This is a genomic window from Nocardioides jensenii JCM 1364 = NBRC 14755 (assembly GCF_001552535.1).
GTDB lineage: Bacteria > Actinomycetota > Actinomycetes > Propionibacteriales > Nocardioidaceae > Nocardioides > Nocardioides jensenii.
This window is the reverse complement of the sequence record NZ_BCRJ01000004.1, coordinates 1-17,280: the sequence shown is the minus strand read 5'-3', so window position 1 is coordinate 17,280 and position 17,280 is coordinate 1. Positions and strand designations below refer to the sequence as shown.

Below are 17,280 nucleotides of genomic sequence, written 5' to 3'. Positions count from 1 at the left end.
GCGGTCAGCGCCGCTACCGTGATCGGCATGAGCCTCAGCATCCAGTCCAGCTTCCTCCCTCACAATGACCCCGACGCCTCGATCGCGTTCTACCGCGACGTGCTCGGCTTCGAGGTCCGCCTCGACGTCGGCGAAGGAACCGTCCGGTGGGTGACGGTCGGCCCGAAGGACCAACCAGACACCTCGATCGTGTTGCACCCACTCGGTGTCGACCCCGGGGTGACCGAGGAAGAGACACGCACGATCTCGGAGATGATGGCCAAGGGCACCTTCGCCACCGTCGTGCTGGCCACCTCGGATCTCGACGGTTTCTTCGACCGGGTCCAGGCCACCGGCGCCGAGGTGATCCAGGAGCCGATCGACCAGCCCTACGGGGTCCGCGACTGTGCCTTCCGAGACCCGGCCGGCAACCACGTGCGGGTCAACCAGCAGGCCTGACCAGGCCCAGCCAGATCGGCATCGTGCTCGCCCACCTCGAACCCGATCGGTCCCATGACTGGGCAGGCCACGGTTCCGAGCGCGTTCGCGCATTCGTCGCCGGGGAGTCCGACGTCTTCGTCGCGGATCAGGTCAGCCACCCGTGAGGATCACCAGTTCCCGGGTGGCCCGCGTCATCGCGACGTAGCGGTCGACGGCTCCCTCGATGCCGGTGCCGAACTCCTCCGGCCTGACCAGGACGACAAGGTCGAACTCCAGCCCCTTGGCCAGCACCGGCGGCAGTGAACGGACCCGGCCAGTGTCGGAGAGGTCGGGATCCCCGATCACGCACGCGGTCCCGTCGTAGTGGGCGGCCAGCCAGGCGGTGACGATCGGCTCCAGCTCGTCGGTTGAACCGTGCCGGACCGGCACGCCGCTGCTGCGGATCGACGTCGGCACATTCGCGTCGGGAAGCTCGCCGCGGATCACCAGCTCGGCCTCGGTCATCACCTCGGCGGGGGTGCGGTAGTTGAGGGTCAGTCCGGACTGGGTGATCCGGTCGAGGCCGACGCGCTCCAAGCGCTCGTGCCACGACTCGATGAAGCCGTGCCGGGCCTGGGCCCGGTCGCCGACGATGGTGAAGCTGCGGGAGGGGCAGCGCAGCAACAGCATCTGCCACTCGGCATCGGTGAGCTCCTGGGCTTCGTCGACGACCACGTGAGCGAATGGGCCCGCCAGCAGGTCGGAATCGACCTGCTCGAGCGCCTTCTGGTCGACGAGGTGGCTCTGCATGTCCTGGACCTTCAACATCGAGACGAGGCCGGTGCCGAACTCGTCGCCCCCGGCCGCAACCAGGTCGTCGACGACCAGGTCCATCTGTCGGCGTTCGGCGGCGACGGCCGCCTTGTGGCGGCGGGCCCGACGAGAGGCCCCAGGGTCTCCGAGCCGCAGCAGCGCGGCATCGAGGAGCGGCAGGTCCGACACCGTCCAGGCCTGGGGATCCGGGCGCTGCAGTCGCGTCACATCATCAGGACTGAGCTGCGGCGCGCACCTGCGCAGGTACGCCGGCACCTCCCAGAGATCCCCGACCAGGTCGTGGGCTTCGATCACCGGCCACGCCCTGGTCAGCGCCTCCCACAGGTGGGCGTTGCGGGCCAGCGATGTGCGCACCATCTCCTCGGTGACGTCGTCGTCGGTCTCGTGCTTGTCGGTCAGAATGCTCAGCAGCTCCTCCCAGATCTGGTCGCGCGCTTCGTTGTGCGGCGTGCCGGAGTCCACCGACGCGAAGGCCTCCTCCCAGTCGGAGCTGTTGACCCAGACGTCGGCCCACTGGGTGTCGACCTCCAAGCCCTCCTTCGGCGGTTCCTCATAGAGCCGCACCGCTGGTTCGATCGCGTGCACCATGGCGGCGCTGGCCTTCAGGCGCGCCACCTCGGGGTCGGTCTCGTCGGGGAACTTCTCGGCGTCGGCGACGAGGTCACGCAGGGTGCAGGTCTGTACGCCGTCCTCGCCGAGACTGGGAAGCACGTCGGCGACGTAGGTCAGATAGGGCTGGTGCGGCCCGACGAAGAGGATGCCGCCACGTCCGTCGGCCAGACGGGGGTCGGAGTGGAGCAGGTAGGCGGCGCGGTGCAGAGCGACCACGGTCTTGCCGGTTCCCGGCCCGCCGTCGACGACGAGGGTCCCGCGCGAGCCGGCGCGAATGATCGCGTCCTGGTCGGCCTGGATCGTGCCGAGCACGTCTCGCATGGCCGACGAGCGTGAGCTGCCCAGGGTCGCGATGAAGGCAGACTGATCGTCGAGGGCGGCGTGGTGACCTTCGAACTCGTCAGGGGCGAAGACCTCGTCCCAGAAGTCGGTGACCCGGCCACGCGTGAAGCGGTACCTGCGTCGGCTGGTGAGTCCCATCGGGTTGGCGTGCGTGGCCCCGAAGAACGGCTCGGCAGCGGGGGATCGCCAGTCGACGAGCAGCCGGTTGCCGTCGCGATCGGTGAGTCCGAGGCGGCCGACGTACACGACACTGCCGTCGGCGCCGTCCATGCGGCCGAGACAGAGGTCGAGGCTGAAGCGCCGCAGGGTGCGCAGGCGGGCGCTGAGTCGGCGTACCTCCTGATCGCGGTCCATTGCCTCCTGACCGATGCCGCCGGGAGCCTTGCGTTCGACGTTGAGTCGATGCTGCAGGTCGGCCAGGGTGTCGGTCAGGGAGTCGGTGATGGCCGCGAAGTGGCGGTCGTCGTCGGCGACGAGTCGTGGATCCGCCTTGGCGGCGAGGTTGTCGGGGAGGGCGAAGGCGCTGGTGGTCACGAGATCTGCTCCGGTTGAGGTAGCCCTGCCGGCGCGGACGACTGCGTCGCGTGGGCAGGCGAAAGGAGGGGCTGAGGCGAGCGGGACCGTGATTGTGCGTCATGACGGGGGCCTTGCCGCAAGCCCCCCATTGCGCTATAACTTGGAAGTGGAAGGGCACCCCGGTGGGTGTCCTTTCTGCATGTGGTGGCACCTCGCGCCGACGTGGGGGTGTCTCTCTAGACTCGCGGCATGCCGCACCTGCTGCCGGACCCGACGGACCGGCTGACGTTTCGTCGCATGGGGCCCGATGACCTCGACGAGATGGCAGCGTTGATGGGGTCTCCCGAGGTGATGGAGTTCTACCCGAGGACGAAGACCCGCGACGAGGCGTCCGAGTGGATCGCGTGGAATGAGCGCGGCTATGCCGAGGACGGTTTCGGCCTGTGGATCCTCAACGACGACTCCGGCCGATTCGTGGGGGAGTGCGGGTTGAGCTGGCAATGGGTGGACGGAGTCCAGCACCTCGAGGTCGGCTATCACGTCCTGCCGCGGTTTCAGGGACTGGGCCTGGCCACCGAGGCGGCCAGGTCCTGTCGCGATCTCGCACGGACGCAGGGGATGGAGCGGCTGATCGCGATCATCCATCGCGACAACCGGGCCTCCCGACGGGTCGCGGAGAAGGTCGGTCTGGTGATGGAGCAGGAGACGGTGAGCGCCTTCGGTCAACCGACGCTGATCTACGCCACGAGTCTGTGAACACCCATCCTCAGTCTGCCTGCAGTCCCAGTTGCCAGGGGGGAGTGACTGGCTTCCTCGTGGGCGCGCCGGATCAGGCGAGCCAGGAGGCATAGAAGATCCCGAGCCCTGCGGCGACGCAGATCCCGGCGATGATCCAGAACCGGATCACCACGGTCACTTCCTCCCATCCGGCGTGCTCGAAGTGGTGGTGGATGGGGGAGATCCGGAAGATGCGACGCCCGGTGCCCGTGAGGCGCCTGGTCAGCTTGAAGTAGGTCATCTGCAGAATCACCGACATCGTCTCCAGGACGAACAGCCCGGCGATGACGGCCATCAGGAGCTCGGTGCGGGACATGATCGCCAGCCCGGCAAGCGCTCCTCCGATGGCGAGAGAGCCCACGTCGCCCATGATGATGCGAGCCGGCTTGGCGTTCCACCACAGGAAGCCGATGGATGCCGCACTGATCGCGGCGGCGAACACCGCGAGGTCGAGAGGGTCGCGCACCTGGTAGCACTGCGACGCCACCACGGTGGGCCGCGAGGACCCGCACGACTGGTTGTTCTGCCAGACGTTCACGAGCAGATAGGCGCCGAATACCATGGCCGACGTGCCGGCGAGCAGCCCGTCGGCACCATCGGTGAGATTGGCACCGTTGGAGGTCGCGGTGACGATGAACCAGATCAGCAACAGGGTCACCACCAGAGGCAGCTTGACGCCCCAGTCGTGCGTGGTGGAGAGGTGCTGGGACGCCGGTCGGACGCCACGTTCGTCGGCGAAGAAACTCGTCGCCAGGACGCCGAAGACCAGCGCGACCAGCGTTTGGCCCGCCATCTTGGCCCGACTGCTCAGCCCCTGGTTGTTCTGCGTGTAGACCTTGATGAAGTCATCGAGGAAACCCACGACCCCGCAGCCGAGGAACAACAACATCAGGAGCCAGGCGCTGGCACTCGGCCGCCCGCCGGTCAGAACCGTCGCGAGCAGGTAGGCCGCAATCGCACTCAGCAGGATCACCAGGCCGCCCATGGTCGGCGTACCCCGCTTGACGTGATGCGTCGTGGGGCCGTCGACCCGGATCGGCTGGCCGAAGCCCTGTCGGGTGAACCATCCGATCGCGATCCGGGTCCCCGCCAAGGAGCAGATCATCGCCAGTGCGCCGCTCAGGAGTATTGCCCGCATGAAGTCAAGTCCCTCTCGTGCTCGATCCCTGCCACGGCATCAGGGAGTCGTCGAGCCGCCTATTGTGCGCACGGGGGGCGGCGAGTCGGTCGAGGCTCACCGGCAAGCGGCCCATCGGATTGGCTCACGGGTGCAGCGATGACTCCGAGACAGCCGTTCTCACCATCGGCCGCCTCGAGGACAGGGAGCCGCGTTGAGTGCACGATCCGTGTCGAGAACCGAGCGATTCTCGACACGGATCGTGCACTCAACTCCGGCGCATCCGATGAGGGCGTCGACCGCCCACCGTGGCGGAAGCGCATGCGCCATGTCACGTCGCACCGCGGGCTGTGCCTTGATGCCCGCCTCCGCTTCTACCCGCGTTGGTTGCTCGCCGATAACGTACATTATGTCAACTAATACCGAAGGTGCCCGCGCTCAGTCATGTCGACTCGCCTGCGTCACTCCCCTCGCGCTCCCTGTGACTGGTCTCGCGAATCAGGATCAGATCGACTGGCCGACGAACGAATACAGCAGCACGGCGGTCGCGAAGAACAGCATGCCGAGACAGTTGAGCCAGAACTCCTGCTTGAGGAAGCGCGCCCTGATGTGCGCGTACGCCGCGGCCAGGAAGTAGGCGATCACACCGAGATTCGAAGCCAGGCCGACGCCCTCGACCTTGAGGCCGACAAGCAAGCCTGCGGCAGCCAGGAGCTTGACGACGATGAGCACCCACCACCAGTCCCGCGGAAACCTCACTCCGTCGAGACAGTCGCGGATGAACCTTGGCGGGTGGATCGACATGACTGCGTCACCGAAGAGGGCCGCTGCCAAGATGGCTGTCGGCCACCAGGGCTCGGGAAGAACGGACAACGGACTAACCTCTCGGGCTTGCGATGTAGCTGAAGACGTCGCGCATCTCTTGGACCGAGTCCGGGGTGTGGCTCCCGCTCTTTGCCGCGGAGGCGCGGATCACTCCGAGATAGGCGAAGTAGATGGCCTTCGCGGCCACCTCAACATCCTTGGGGTCCATGCCGGACTCCCCCAGGACGACGGCAAACTCGTGAATGAGGTCATCGGCGAGACCGTGGAAGAGCGCTGAGTCGTGATCGCCGCTCGTCAGGATGGCGCTGTACTCGCGAGACAGCTGGGTGTCCTCGGCGAAGATGGCCAGAAAGGGTGCGACGACTTCGAGAAGGCGATCGGCCGGGTTGGCGTCCGGCCCGGTTCTTGCCTGCGGGACGCCATCGCGCTTGCGACCGACGTGAATCTCTCCGATCGATCTGTCGAACATCGCGACCAGCAGTCGGGCCTTGTCGCCGACGGCCATCACGCTGCCGACACTGACCCCGGCGTCCGTTGCGATGTCTCGAACCGTCGTCGCCCGGTAGCCCCGCTTTCGGAAGAGTCGCTCTGCGGAGCTCATCACCTTGTCGTGGGTTCCCTGTCGCAACTCCTCCCGTGTCACCATCGGAGCTTCCTTGACTGAACGTGTTCACTGAACATGTTCATGACCGTACTTGCCGACCATCAACGGGGTCAAGACGGACACTGCGTGACCCGGGTCGCCGTACGGTTCTCGCATGGGTCTGAGTGACGTGGAGGTTGCCGTTGCCGCGGCTCGAGCCGGCGCCGACGTGGTGGCTCGCAGCTACGGCGGACGTCATACGCGGTTTGCCAAGTCAGCCACGGACTTCGCCACTCAAACCGACATCGACGCAGAGCAGGCCATCGTGCAGGTCCTGCGCGAGCAACGTCCCGACGACGCCCGCACCGGAGAGGAGTCCGGCAGCTCCGGCGGCGAGCACGCGGTACGACGATGGCTGGTCGATCCACTGTGTGGCACCCTCAACTTCGCCGCCACCACACCTCTGGTCGCCGTGAACGTCGCGCTGATGTCGGGCGACACGGCCCTGGCGGCCGCGTCCGTGGACCCGATTGCTCGCGAGATCTTCTTCACTGACGGTATTCGCGCCTTCATCCGTCGGGACGGCGACGATCAGGCACTCGGCCCGACCTCCGAGTCTGGACTGGTCGACATCAACTGCGACGGCCCGTTGGACCGGGCTTTTGTCGGTGGTCAACTCGTCGGCGACCCCGAACTGCGCAAGGCCTTCGGGCCGAGGGTGATCTCCTCCACGCTCGCCGTCGCATGGGTCGCGGCGGGGCGTCGTGCGGCGTACGTCTCTGACGGACAGTTCCGCAACAACGTGCACTTCGCCGCTGGCCTCGCGCTGTGTCGCGCATCCGACTGTGTCATCAGCGACCTCGACGGCAACCCACTGCACACGGACCGGGGGCTCATCGTCTCGGCCGACCAGGAGACCCATGACCGGATGCTCGAGCTCGTCGAACCGCATCTCCGCGCTGCCCGCTCAGGCGTCAGGACGGGTTGAGGACGATGTCCGATGGCTGACATCCGCGCCGCCCTCGAGCGGGAACGGCGAGCGACCCATGATCGGCTCGCGGCGTTGACCGCCGACTTCGAGGAGGTCGTGGCCGCCTCTCGCGACACCAACGCTGACGACGAGCACGACCCGGAGGGCTCGACCATCGCCTTCGAGCGCTCCCAACTCGATGCGCTGGTGCGGCAGGCGCGAGCTCACCTCGGCGAGATCGACGCTGCCCTCACTCGCCTGGCGGCAGGCACCTACGGCAGGTGCGAGCAGTGCGGTCGGCACGTCCCCGATGGCCGCTTGGCGGTCCGGCCGACCGCCCGCACCTGCGTCGACTGCGCCTCCTAGATTCGGCACCAAGGAGCTGCTCGGCTCCACGGTCGGCGAGCCACGCGGCGGCACGGCCACCAGCATCCGCCTAGCTTCCCGAGGCGCTGCGCACGGCACGCAGGAGGTCCGGTACGGCAGCCGCATCCGCAAGCACCAGGCCCGGGATCTGACCAGGGCTGAACCACCCCAGATCGTCGTGCTCGTCCGGCGCGAGGTTCGTCGGTTCTCCGATCCATTCCGTGACGAGGAACGCATGCATGTCGATGTCGGGGTCGCTGAAGGCCAGGTCGATGGGGCGCGGGTTCTTCACCCGGACCCCGATCTCTTCCAGGCACTCCCGCCGCACTGCCTCCCGGGGGCTCTCCCCCGGCTCGATGTGGCCGCCGATCAGGTCCCAGCAGTCGGCGTAGTAGCGCCGTTGCGGATGACGATGCCCCAGCAGCAGGCGACCGTCGCGGACCAGAGCGGCCGTGGCAATGGCATGACGCAGGGGCATACCAGCCAGACTAATGACAGTGACGCCCGACGCCCCGGCACCGTGGTGTGATGGCTTCATGACCAGCCTCGACGAACGCCTCGCCACAGCTTTGCTCTTCCACGAAGCAACCGTCGCTACCGCTGAATCGTGCACAGCGGGCCTGGTGGCAGGTCGTCTCGCGGACCGGCCTGGCTCCTCGGCCTATCTGATCGGCGGCTTCATCACCTACGCCAACGAGGCCAAGACTGATGAGGTCGGCGTACCCGAGGAGCTGCTGGAACGCGTCGGCGCAGTCAGTGAGGAAGTCGCGGTTGCCATGGCCCAGGGCGCACGAGGGCGACTGGGTACGACGTACGGCGTGTCCACCACGGGAGTGGCCGGGCCCGACGGCGGAACGCCCGAGAAGCCGGTCGGGTTGGTCCATGTTGCCGTCGCTTCGGCTGATCGCGTCTGGCACCGGCGCCTGCTGCTGGACGGTGACCGGGCAGGGGTGCGGGCCGACTCGGTCACCCAGGCCCTCGACCTGCTGCTGGAGGCAATCACCGGGCGCGGACAGGTGGTGACGACGTGAGTCGTCACCACCTCTCGGCTGCCGGTGTCCACTAGTAGTCGTACCCGTTCCCTGTGTCAGGGCCGGAGGAGGTGTCCGACGGGGTAACTCCCCCGGCAGCCACGACGTGCCAGGTGAAGCTGACCCCGTCGAACTCGTCGGTCACATTGTTGCCAGTGACCTCTCCGCGACCCTCCATCGAGAAGGTGTAGACCGGAGCACCCTCGAAGGTCACCTGCTCCTCGTCGGTGTCGGTTCGGGTCAGGGTCCCGAAGTCGCCGGCCGTGGCACTGCCGGACGCGACCACTGGCTTCCAGACGTCAAGGCAGGGGCCGGTGCACAGCACTTTGCCCGACTTCTCCTCCTCGGCGACGTAGACCGCACGGCCGTCCGCGTCGACGTACACGTCTCCCGCACCGTCGAGGCTGCGCACCGTGAGCGGGCCCGCGCTCGAGTCGGACCCGGCGGTGTCGTCGTTCGAACCACCGTCGTTGCCGCACGCCACAAGGGTTGTGGCCAGGCTCGGAACGACGATGGCGACCAGGATCAGCTTGGTGATGTTCATCGGATCTCCCATGAGTCAGGGCGACAGAGTGAGCACGGGGGTGTCCGTGCGATTGCGCACCTCGACGGTGGCGATCTCGTCGAGTTCCAGGGAAGTCGACCCGTCCACGGTCATCCTCTCCCCCGGCACGACCGCCCAGGTCGCCAGTTTCTGGACGGTGCCGTCGGTGTCGGTGACCACCAGCCGGTAAGTGCCCGGCCGATAGTCGGACCTGTCGTCGTACCAGCAGTGCAGACGAATGTGGGTGCCCCAGGCCTTGCCGTCGAGCACGGCCTCGGCATGCACCGGGCTGCCGGCCGCGACGGCGGTCATCTCCATCACGCTCTGGTCTGCCTCCGGCAGGGGCGGCCGGAGGGCGATGAAGGCGCCAGTCGCAACAGTGATGATCACCGCCGCAGCCGCTGCCAACAGGACGACGCGTCGCCTGTGTGCGCGTCGGTGGGCCACCTGGGCCAGCAACGCGGGCAGGAGGCTCGCGGGCACTTGGCCGGGGTCGTCGATGAAATCGGGTCGCGGCGCCCTGGCCAGGAGTCCAGGCAGCCCGCTGAGGCGAGTGACACTCGTGGAGCACTCGTCGCAGTCACGCAGGTGCGCCTCGAAGTCGCGACGCTCCTCGGGGCTCAACGCACCCAGGAGGTACGCCGCGTCGTACGCCGAGAACTGGTCAGTCATCCTCGACCCCCATCTCCTGCAGCACGAGGCGCAGCGAGGTCAAGGCGTAGTGCAGTCGTGACTTGACGGTGCCGTCCGGCACACCAAGTCGGCGCGCGGCCTCGGCCGTCGTGTGGCCCCGGTAGTAGCACTCCACGATCACGTCGCGATGGGCAGCAGACAACCGCTGGATCCCGTCGGCGACCAGCCAGGCCTGGAGAGCGGCGTCGGTCTCGTCGCTCGACGGCGGCTCCGGAGGCCTGTCGGTCACCACTTCGGGGTGCCGCACGCGGCTTCGCCAGTCGTCGATCGTGATGCGGCGTGCCACGGTCAGCAGCCACCCGCGTGCCGAGCTGCTGGAACGCGCCAGGACCTCCGGATGCCGCCAGGCGCGCAGCAGCGTCTCCTGCACGACGTCCTCGGCCCGGCCCCGGTCGCCGTTGGTCAACGCCAGCGCGTAGGCCCACAGTGCAGGTGCGTGCTCGTCGTGCAACGCCCGCATCAGGTCCGCCTCTTGCGTCACCACCGTGCCTCCACGACCGTCCGGTCAACTCCAGCATGTCCCACACCGGAGAACACGACGACGGCCCGCGAAAGGTTCACTCGAGCGGCGATGGCCAATCAACACAATGAGGCCCGCTCGACGCCGACGAGCCCCGGACGATGTCCATCGTCATTGATCTCGCTCGGCCGCCTGATGTGCAGGCACACGGTCGTCTCAGAGTCGTTCGAGCCAGTGATGATCGGGCGCAACCTGCACCAAGGACGCGCGCAACCACGCGCGTCGCGGGTCGGTCAGCACCGGAAGGCTCGCCTCGAAGTCAGGATCATCCTTGGCGCGACCGAGGGCGGCCTTGTAGACGAGCACGATCTCGGGCAGGAGATAGCGGATGCCGTCACCGGCCGTCCATGTCACCTCCTCGACCGGAGCCGTGTGGCCGGCGATCCGCTTGTTGGTCCACAGCCCACCTTCATCGGGAGTCAACGGCATGTCGACGATCCACGGGTCCTTCGCGCTCGCGCGCAGCCACAGTTGACTGGCGGGTTCCTCGACGTCGGGCCACCGATCCCCCAGCGGGTGCAGCACTCCCCCGACGTTGTTCCACACGTGCCACCTGTCGCGCATGAACTCGACGAATGCCGGCACGTCGCAGGCCAGGATCGACACGTCGGTGTCCTCGTGCTCGCGGCGGAAGCCCGTGGCCGCCTCGATCGCGCAGCCACCGACCACCCACCAGGGTCGGTCGAAGCCACGCATTTCGGCCGCGAACTCCGAGGGTGACATCGGCGCCCACTCGCCGTACAAGGCCAGGAAGTCGTCTTCCTCGGCCTGCTCCTCTGGAGTCCGCGCCAGCGGGATGCGCTCGCTCACGCCGGTTGCACGAACGTGTGCCGGACCCCGGACATCACACAGAGCTCGTTGCCCTCGGGGTCGGCGAGCACCGTGTGCCGGGCGTCGGGGCCCTGTCCGACGTCGTGGTGGCGCGCGCCGAGCGACAGCGCGCGATCAACCGTCTCCTGCTGGTCCTGCGGGGTGGAGCTGGTCAGATCGAAGTGGGTCCAGTTGGGATACGCCTTCGGTGCGTCGGTCGGCAGGAAGACGATCGGAAGCTGCAGGTCGTTGGCCGGACGCACCACCACCAGGTCGTCGACCTCACTCAGGCCACGGCGCAGCATCCCCGACCAGAAGGCCGCCAGTCGCAGCGGGTCGTTGGCGTCAAGCGCCAGCTCGGCAAGACGTGAGCCCATGCGTTCGACGCTAGGTCTCTGGCCCCAGTAGTGCAACGCAATTCCACCTGGCCCACCGTGGGCTGGTCACACCAGCGTCAGGGTGAACGTGACCCCCGCGTCCATGGTCGGGGTGGTGACCGTGAGCGGTCCGTCGGCGGTGAGCTCGAACTCGTCCTGATCGGACCTGAGGTCGACGCCGGCATCCCCTTCGCGCGGCGACAGGCTCTCGGAGCTCTCAAGTTCGACGCGTCCGTCGTCGATGTGCTTGACGGTGAAGACGATCTCGCCGCCCAGATCGTCGACCCGGAAGGACTCGCCCTCGGACACGGTCACCTGCCGGGTGATCGGCTTCGGCTGCTCCCTGCTCCAACCGGTCCACCCTTGCCTGACGACATCGATCGTCACGGGACCGGCTTGCGCCCCGTCATCGTCGCTGCCTTCACCACAGGCGGTGAGGAGCAAGCAGGAGAGCCCCATCAGAAGCAGGGCAACGAGTCGTGTGTTCATGCCACTACGACGTGGCAGTGGGCATGAAGGTTCCACGTCTGCCCCGCGTGGTCGCCGACGACCACTCTCAGGCAGGATCGAGGCGGCTTGGCCGCGACACCATGGAGGGCACACGGATGGCCTATTTCGAACGCACTGGCAGCAACACCTTTCGTGCCACCGAGCATGTGAGCGGCGCCTGGGACATCAAGACCCAGCACATCGCGCCTGCCCTCGGGCTGCTGGTGCACGCCATCGAGCTCGACCACGCTGCTCGCCGGGCCGATGACCAGTTGCGCATCAACCGCCTCTCGTACGACATCCTCGGCACACTGCCGGTGGACGTCGTCGAGGTCGAGGTGGAGGTGCTCCGCCCGGGGCGCACCATCGAACTGGTCCAGGCCACGATGTCGGCCGCCGGGCGCGCCGGCGTCATCCTTCGGGCCTGGCTCCTGCAGCCGAGCAGCACCGGCACGATCGCAGGCAGTGCGCTTCCTCGACTCCCCTCCCCCGACGAGGTGGCCCCCTGGGACCCCACGTCGATCTGGCCGGGTGGGTTCATCGAGTCGGCCGAGGTTCGTCGTACGACGACCGAGCCCGGACGCGGCGTCGTCTGGTCCCGCACCGCTCAGCCGCTCCTTGCGGACGAGTCCACCAGTCGGTTGGCCGGGTTCATCGGCATGGTCGACATCGCCAACGGCATGAACGTGCGTGTCGACCCCGGGGAGGTTGCGTTCCCGAACGTCGACCTGACCGTGCACCTCTTCCGGCAGCCGGCCGGCGAGTGGGTCGGCCTCGACACCACCGTCTCGTTCGGCGCGACCGGCGCAGGCCTGACCAGCAGCGTCCTGCACGACGTCCACGGGCCAGTGGGCACTGTCGCCCAGGCCCTGACCGTTCGGCCCACCGCACAACAGCCGATCGAGGTCGTGGCGTACGACGACACGTGGCCGGGCCAGTTCGACAAGGTTGCAACCGTGCTCCGCGACGCCCTCGACGGCATCCCGTCCCAGGTCGAGCACGTGGGCTCGACGTCGATCCGCGGCCTCGCCGCCAAGCCGATCCTCGACATCGACGTGATCGTCGACGAGACCGACGTCCCTCGCGCACTGCGAGCAATGGAGGACGCCGGCTACCAGCATCGCGGCAATCTGGGCGTCGTCGGCCGGGAGGCCTTCTTCGCCCCCGACGTCGAACCGCGTCGCCACGTCTACCTCTGCACGGCCGGCACCCTCAACGTTCGCAACCACCTGGCCGTGCGCGAGGTGCTGACCCGGCGCGAAGACCTGCGCGACGCCTACGGCGCCGTCAAGCAACAGCTGGCCGACGAGCCCGGCATGGACATCGACACCTATCTTGCGCGGAAGACTGACGTGCTCCAGAAGGTGCTCGCCGAGTCAGACCTGACGGCCGACGAGCTGCAGCAGATCAGAGAACTCAACAACCCGAACGACTGAACCATCGGAGCATCATGACCACCATCACCACCCCCGTCACCGCCGATCTGGTGCGCGGTGCCCTCGAGGTCGAGCCCACCAGACGTGGCGTGCTCCCCCACCGGCTCCCCGCTGCCGCGCGGGCCCAGATCACCGATGATCAGCTGCGGATGGCCGAGGCCCAGCCCTCCGGCTGTCGGATCGTCTTCCGCACCACGGCCACGTGGGTCGAGCTCGACACCGTGCCGACCAAACGGGTGTACGTCGGTGCGCCGCCACGGCCGGACGGAGTCTACGAGATCGCCGCCGACAGCGAGGTGGTCGGCCGGGGCCACGTCACGGGCGGCAACACGATCACGATCGACATGACCACCGGCAGCTTCACCCATGAGGTCGGCGAGCCCGGCACGGTTCGTTTCGAGGCTCTGCCGGAGGGTGACAAGGAGGTGGAGATCTGGCTGCCGCACAACGAGACCGCCGAACTGGTGGCGCTGCGCAGTGACGCCACGATCGAGCCGGGCTCTGCATCGCCGCGGCCCGTCTGGTTGCACCACGGGAGCTCGATCAGCCATGGCACCGACGCCCCCAACCCCACCGGCACGTGGCCGGCGATCGCGGCCCGGCAGACCGGGGTCGAGTTGATCAACCTCGGCTTCGGTGGCGGCGCGGTGCTCGACCCGTTCACAGCTCGGGCCATGCGGGACATCCCGGCTGACCTGGTGACGGTCAAGATCGGCATCAACCTGATCAACCTCGACGCGATGCGCATGCGCGCCTTCACACCGGCGGTGCACGGATTCCTCGACACGATCCGCGAGGGCCACCCGGACACTCCCCTGGTCGTCATCTCCTCGGTGCTGTGCCCCATCCACGAGGAGACACCCGGCCCCAGCGGGCCAGACATGGAGGCGATGAGTCGCGGTGAGATGCGCTTCGTGGCCACCGGCGACCCCGCCGAGGTCCCGGCCGGGAAGCTCACCCTGCGCGTCATCCGCGACGAGCTCGCACGGATCGTCGCCGAACGCTCCCGGGCTGACTCGAACCTGCACCACCTCGACGGCCGTGAGCTCTACGGCGAGGAGGACGCGGTGGGCCTGCCGTTGCCCGATGAGCTGCATCCCGACGCCGCCACCCATCAGCTGATCGGCCAGCGGTTCGCGGAACTGGTGCTGGCTCCGCGGTTGGATCGCTAGCCCCCCACCGCCCAGGCAGGATCTCGACCATCGATGGAGGCCGTATCGTTGCCGCGTGCAGTGTGGCTACTTCGATGCGGGTGTGTGCCGGTCGTGCACCCACATGGGCGTCGAGTACGCCGACCAGGTGGCCCGCAAACAGACGTTCGTCACGGCGGCCCTCGGTCGTGGCATCGAGTGGGGCGCACCGTTCACCGGCCGCGAGGACGGCTTTCGCAACAAGGCCAAGCTGGTCGTCGGTGGGCGTCGAGGTGAGCCGACGCTCGGCATCCTCGACGCGGGCCGACGTGGCATCGACCTGACCGGGTGCGGCCTCTACGAGCCCGGTCTGGCCCACGTCGTGCACCGGCTCCCGCGGCTGATCGCCGAGCTCCAGCTGACGCCGTACGACGTCGCGAGCCGGAACGGTGAGCTCAAGCATCTGCTCGTGACCCACTCGCCCGACGGCGAGGTGATGGTGCGGTTCGTGCTCCGCTCCCCCGGACAGCTCCCCCGCATCGACCTCGACCGCATCCGCAGTCGGATCCCTGAGGCACGAGTGGTCAGCGTCAACCTCCAGCCCGAGCACAAGGCGATCCTGGAGGGAGAGCAGGAGCAGATCCTCACCACCGAGGAGACCCTGCCGATGCGGGTCAACGACGTCACGCTGCACCTGCGGCCGCAGAGCTTCTTCCAGACCAACACCTTCGTCGCTGCCGGGCTGTATGCCCGGGCCCGCACCTGGATCGAGAAGCTGCGGCCCGGCACCGTGCTCGATCTCTACTGCGGAGTGGGCGGGTTCGGCCTGCACGCCCTGGGGCACGGGGCCCGCCACGTGGTCGGTCTCGAGTCGTCGGCCGAGGCGATCCGCAGCGCCGAACGCAGTGCCGCCGACCTCGCCAGCGCGCTGGCGGGCGAGGGGGTCGCCGGACCGACCAGCGAGTGGCACACCGGTGACGCGACCCGGACCTTGGTCGACCCGACCGCCGATCTCGTCGTCGTCAATCCACCGCGACGCGGAATCGGCCCTCAGCTCTGTGCTGGCCTCGAGGCGAACGGGCCGTCCCATCTCATCTATTCCAGCTGCAACGTCACCACCCTGGCCCGTGACCTCGCGGCGCTGCCGGCGTACGCCGTGATCGAGGCCGGACTGTTCGACATGTTCCCGCAGACCGAGCACCACGAGGTGATGGTGCTCCTCGAGCGCGCCCGACCGGTGAGCTGAGGAGCACTCCGGCGACCCGGCCTCCGAACTGTTCACCTCCTGGGGCTTCACAAGCGCCGTGCGACACGCTGGACTGGGCGTCACGGGCCCTCGGGCCGTTCTCGGGAACAGGAGTGATCCATGCCCATCCGCATGTCCAGTCTGGTCGCCGCACTCGTCCTGGCGATCTCCAGCCTCGTCCTTCTCGGTGCACCACCAGCGACTGCCGACGGCTGCTACACCTGGGGCCGCACCCTGCGCTCCGGAGCCTCCGGCTCCGACGTCGCCGAGCTCCAGGAACGCGTCGCCGGATGGGCGGGCTACGGCGTCAACATGGCCATCGACGGCAGCTATGGCCCCCAGACGACGCAAGCCGTCAAGAACTTCCAGGCCGCCTACGGGTTGAGTGCCGACGGTGTCGCCGGGCCCAACACGATGTCCAAGATCTATGCCCTCCAGGACGCCGACTGCTCACCGATCCACTTCGCGTGGACCGAGGTCGACGGGGGGTGCGGAGCCGGCGGCTACAGCGGCGGGTCGGTGAGCGCGACCACGGTGAAGACCAACCTGCTCCGCTCGATGTGGCGTGCCGAGGCCCTGCGCCATCGCCAGGGCGACAAGCCGATCCGGGTGACCTCGGGCTTCCGGTCGCAGGCGTGTGACCGCCAGGTCGGCGGGTCGGGGACGGGCCAGCACACCTACGGTCGGGCCCTCGACCTGGTTCCTGTCAACGGCAACTCGACCTTCTGCCGCATCGCCCAGGCTGCCCGCTACATCGGCTACGGCACGATCTTCGGCCCTGGCTACCCCGACCACAACGACCACGTGCACGTCGACATCCGGTCGGGGCGAACCTGGAGCGCCCCGAACTGCGGCATCTGAGCAGGCGGCCGCCTGCCCGGTGAAGCACGCGGTGTGCCGCCCGGCGTTCTGGCTCCGCGCGCGTAGGGTCGAAGGCGTGTCCGACAATCTCACGGCCATCGCCCATGACCTCGCCCCCACGGGCACCCTGCGGGCGTCGATCAATCTCGGCAATCCCGTGCTGGCACAGGGCACTGCCGCCTCGCCGTCCGGAATCACGGTCGACCTCGCCCGTGAGATCGCCACACAACTCGGGCTTCCACTCGATCTGCTCTGCTTCGAGGCGGCTCGAAAGTCGTTCGAGGCGATGACCGCGGGCGCGGCCGATCTGTGCTTCCTCGCGATCGATCCCGCCCGCGAGAAGTCGGTCGCGTTCTCCGCGCCCTACGTCGCGATCGAGGGTGTCTTCGCGGTGCCGGCCACGAGCCCGATCAGCTCGGTCGCCGACGTCGATCGTGACGGCGTACGCATCGGGGTGAAGCAGGGCTCGGCCTACGACCTGTTCCTCACCCGCACGTTCGAGCACGCCACGATCGTGCGCGGAGTCGACGGCGTCGACGTGTTCGCCGCGGAAGGGCTCGAGGTCGCGGCCGGCATTCGGCAACCGGTCACGGCGTACGTCGAGGCGCACCACGACCTACGACTGGTCGACGAGCCCTTCATGCAGATCCTCCAGGCAGTGGGCACGACGCGGACGCGCTCGGCCGCGACGGTCGCCTTCCTGATCGGGATGATCGACGAGCTGAAGAGCAACGGCTTCGTCGCAGCCGCGCTGGAACGCTCCGGGCAGGTCGCCACCATCCCCTGAGCGGGTCGGGAACGC

At 68.0% G+C, this 17,280-nt stretch carries 21 protein-coding genes; 10 read left to right on the top strand and 11 right to left on the bottom strand.

The genetic code is table 11. The features are described 5' to 3' along the window. The first annotated feature begins 27 nt into the window (after positions 1–27). Entirely contained in the window at positions 28–438 is a 411-nt protein-coding gene (locus tag NJ4_RS02085; protein ID WP_067429958.1) for a VOC family protein, read from the top strand. 132 nt (positions 439–570) lie between these two features. On the opposite strand, the gene helR is transcribed toward NJ4_RS02085, so the two are convergent. Further along, positions 571–2,721 carry an RNA polymerase recycling motor ATPase HelR gene (gene helR / locus NJ4_RS02080; RefSeq protein ID WP_067429464.1) on the bottom strand — a complete coding sequence of 717 codons (2,151 nt, stop codon included), beginning with the start codon at positions 2,719–2,721 and terminating at the stop codon, positions 571–573. A gap of 231 nt (positions 2,722–2,952) precedes the next feature. Here helR and NJ4_RS02075 point away from each other — a divergent pair, with 231 nt between their 5' ends. Next, entirely contained in the window at positions 2,953–3,459 is a 507-nt protein-coding gene (locus tag NJ4_RS02075) for a GNAT family N-acetyltransferase (protein WP_067429459.1), read from the top strand. Positions 3,460–3,532: 73 nt separating this feature from the next. Here NJ4_RS02075 and mraY read toward each other — a convergent pair whose 3' ends face one another. The 3 genes from mraY to NJ4_RS02060 all read right to left on the bottom strand — a co-directional run bounded on the left by mraY (position 3,533) and on the right by NJ4_RS02060 (position 6,068). Further along, positions 3,533–4,618, bottom strand: coding sequence for a phospho-N-acetylmuramoyl-pentapeptide-transferase (gene mraY, locus NJ4_RS02070; protein WP_067429455.1), 1,086 nt, complete (start codon positions 4,616–4,618; stop codon positions 3,533–3,535). 483 nt (positions 4,619–5,101) lie between these two features. Next, positions 5,102–5,470 carry a DoxX family protein gene (locus NJ4_RS02065; protein WP_082748099.1) on the bottom strand — a complete coding sequence of 123 codons (369 nt, stop codon included), beginning with the start codon at positions 5,468–5,470 and terminating at the stop codon, positions 5,102–5,104. Between the two features lie 4 nt (positions 5,471–5,474). Beyond that, positions 5,475–6,068, bottom strand: a complete 594-nt coding sequence (locus NJ4_RS02060; protein ID WP_067429449.1) for a TetR/AcrR family transcriptional regulator — start codon at positions 6,066–6,068, stop codon at positions 5,475–5,477. Positions 6,069–6,180: 112 nt separating this feature from the next. Here NJ4_RS02060 and NJ4_RS02055 point away from each other — a divergent pair, with 112 nt between their 5' ends. Continuing rightward, on the top strand, positions 6,181–6,993 hold the full coding sequence (locus NJ4_RS02055) for an inositol monophosphatase family protein (protein ID WP_067429447.1): 813 nt from the start codon (positions 6,181–6,183) through the stop codon (positions 6,991–6,993). Positions 6,994–7,005: 12 nt separating this feature from the next. Beyond that, positions 7,006–7,341 carry a TraR/DksA family transcriptional regulator gene (locus NJ4_RS02050; RefSeq protein WP_067429445.1) on the top strand — a complete coding sequence of 112 codons (336 nt, stop codon included), beginning with the start codon at positions 7,006–7,008 and terminating at the stop codon, positions 7,339–7,341. A 70-nt stretch (positions 7,342–7,411) separates the two neighbouring features. Here NJ4_RS02050 and NJ4_RS02045 read toward each other — a convergent pair whose 3' ends face one another. After that, positions 7,412–7,819 carry an NUDIX hydrolase gene (locus NJ4_RS02045; protein ID WP_067429443.1) on the bottom strand — a complete coding sequence of 136 codons (408 nt, stop codon included), beginning with the start codon at positions 7,817–7,819 and terminating at the stop codon, positions 7,412–7,414. Between the two features lie 58 nt (positions 7,820–7,877). Here NJ4_RS02045 and NJ4_RS02040 point away from each other — a divergent pair, with 58 nt between their 5' ends. After that, positions 7,878–8,372: a CinA family protein gene (locus NJ4_RS02040; RefSeq protein ID WP_067429441.1), complete on the top strand. Its 495-nt coding sequence runs from the start codon at positions 7,878–7,880 to the stop codon at positions 8,370–8,372. A gap of 31 nt (positions 8,373–8,403) precedes the next feature. Here NJ4_RS02040 and NJ4_RS02035 read toward each other — a convergent pair whose 3' ends face one another. From NJ4_RS02035 to NJ4_RS02010, 6 genes are all read right to left on the bottom strand, one after another. Further along, entirely contained in the window at positions 8,404–8,916 is a 513-nt protein-coding gene (locus tag NJ4_RS02035) for a COG4315 family predicted lipoprotein (RefSeq protein WP_067429437.1), read from the bottom strand. A gap of 15 nt (positions 8,917–8,931) precedes the next feature. Then, complete coding sequence (locus NJ4_RS02030; protein ID WP_067429434.1) at positions 8,932–9,588, bottom strand: anti-sigma factor family protein; 657 nt, start codon at positions 9,586–9,588, stop codon at positions 8,932–8,934. After that, positions 9,581–10,093, bottom strand: coding sequence for a sigma-70 family RNA polymerase sigma factor (locus tag NJ4_RS02025; RefSeq protein ID WP_407668037.1), 513 nt, complete (start codon positions 10,091–10,093; stop codon positions 9,581–9,583). Before NJ4_RS02025 ends, NJ4_RS02030 begins: the two co-directional genes overlap by 8 nt. A gap of 192 nt (positions 10,094–10,285) precedes the next feature. After that, positions 10,286–10,939 carry a hypothetical protein gene (locus NJ4_RS02020; RefSeq protein ID WP_067429431.1) on the bottom strand — a complete coding sequence of 218 codons (654 nt, stop codon included), beginning with the start codon at positions 10,937–10,939 and terminating at the stop codon, positions 10,286–10,288. Beyond that, positions 10,936–11,316, bottom strand: a complete 381-nt coding sequence (locus tag NJ4_RS02015) for a VOC family protein (protein ID WP_067429427.1) — start codon at positions 11,314–11,316, stop codon at positions 10,936–10,938. Before NJ4_RS02015 ends, NJ4_RS02020 begins: the two co-directional genes overlap by 4 nt. 66 nt (positions 11,317–11,382) lie before the next feature. Then, positions 11,383–11,805: a hypothetical protein gene (locus tag NJ4_RS02010; protein ID WP_067429424.1), complete on the bottom strand. Its 423-nt coding sequence runs from the start codon at positions 11,803–11,805 to the stop codon at positions 11,383–11,385. Positions 11,806–11,828: 23 nt separating this feature from the next. Between NJ4_RS02010 and NJ4_RS26475 the strand changes: the two genes are divergently transcribed. From NJ4_RS26475 to NJ4_RS01985, 5 genes are all read left to right on the top strand, one after another. Next, positions 11,829–13,241 (top strand): GrpB family protein, encoded by a 1,413-nt coding sequence (locus NJ4_RS26475; protein WP_245644409.1) that lies wholly within the window; start codon positions 11,829–11,831, stop codon positions 13,239–13,241. 14 nt (positions 13,242–13,255) lie between these two features. Continuing rightward, entirely contained in the window at positions 13,256–14,413 is a 1,158-nt protein-coding gene (locus tag NJ4_RS02000) for a GDSL-type esterase/lipase family protein (protein WP_067429422.1), read from the top strand. 55 nt (positions 14,414–14,468) lie between these two features. After that, the gene (locus tag NJ4_RS01995) at positions 14,469–15,617 is read left to right on the top strand and encodes a methyltransferase domain-containing protein (protein ID WP_067429420.1); all 1,149 of its coding nucleotides are present in this window, start codon (positions 14,469–14,471) and stop codon (positions 15,615–15,617) included. 120 nt (positions 15,618–15,737) lie between these two features. Further along, positions 15,738–16,478, top strand: coding sequence for a D-Ala-D-Ala carboxypeptidase family metallohydrolase (locus tag NJ4_RS01990; protein ID WP_067429417.1), 741 nt, complete (start codon positions 15,738–15,740; stop codon positions 16,476–16,478). Positions 16,479–16,554: 76 nt separating this feature from the next. Next, on the top strand, positions 16,555–17,265 hold the full coding sequence (locus NJ4_RS01985; protein ID WP_067429416.1) for a transporter substrate-binding domain-containing protein: 711 nt from the start codon (positions 16,555–16,557) through the stop codon (positions 17,263–17,265). Positions 17,266–17,280: the final 15 nt, after the last annotated feature.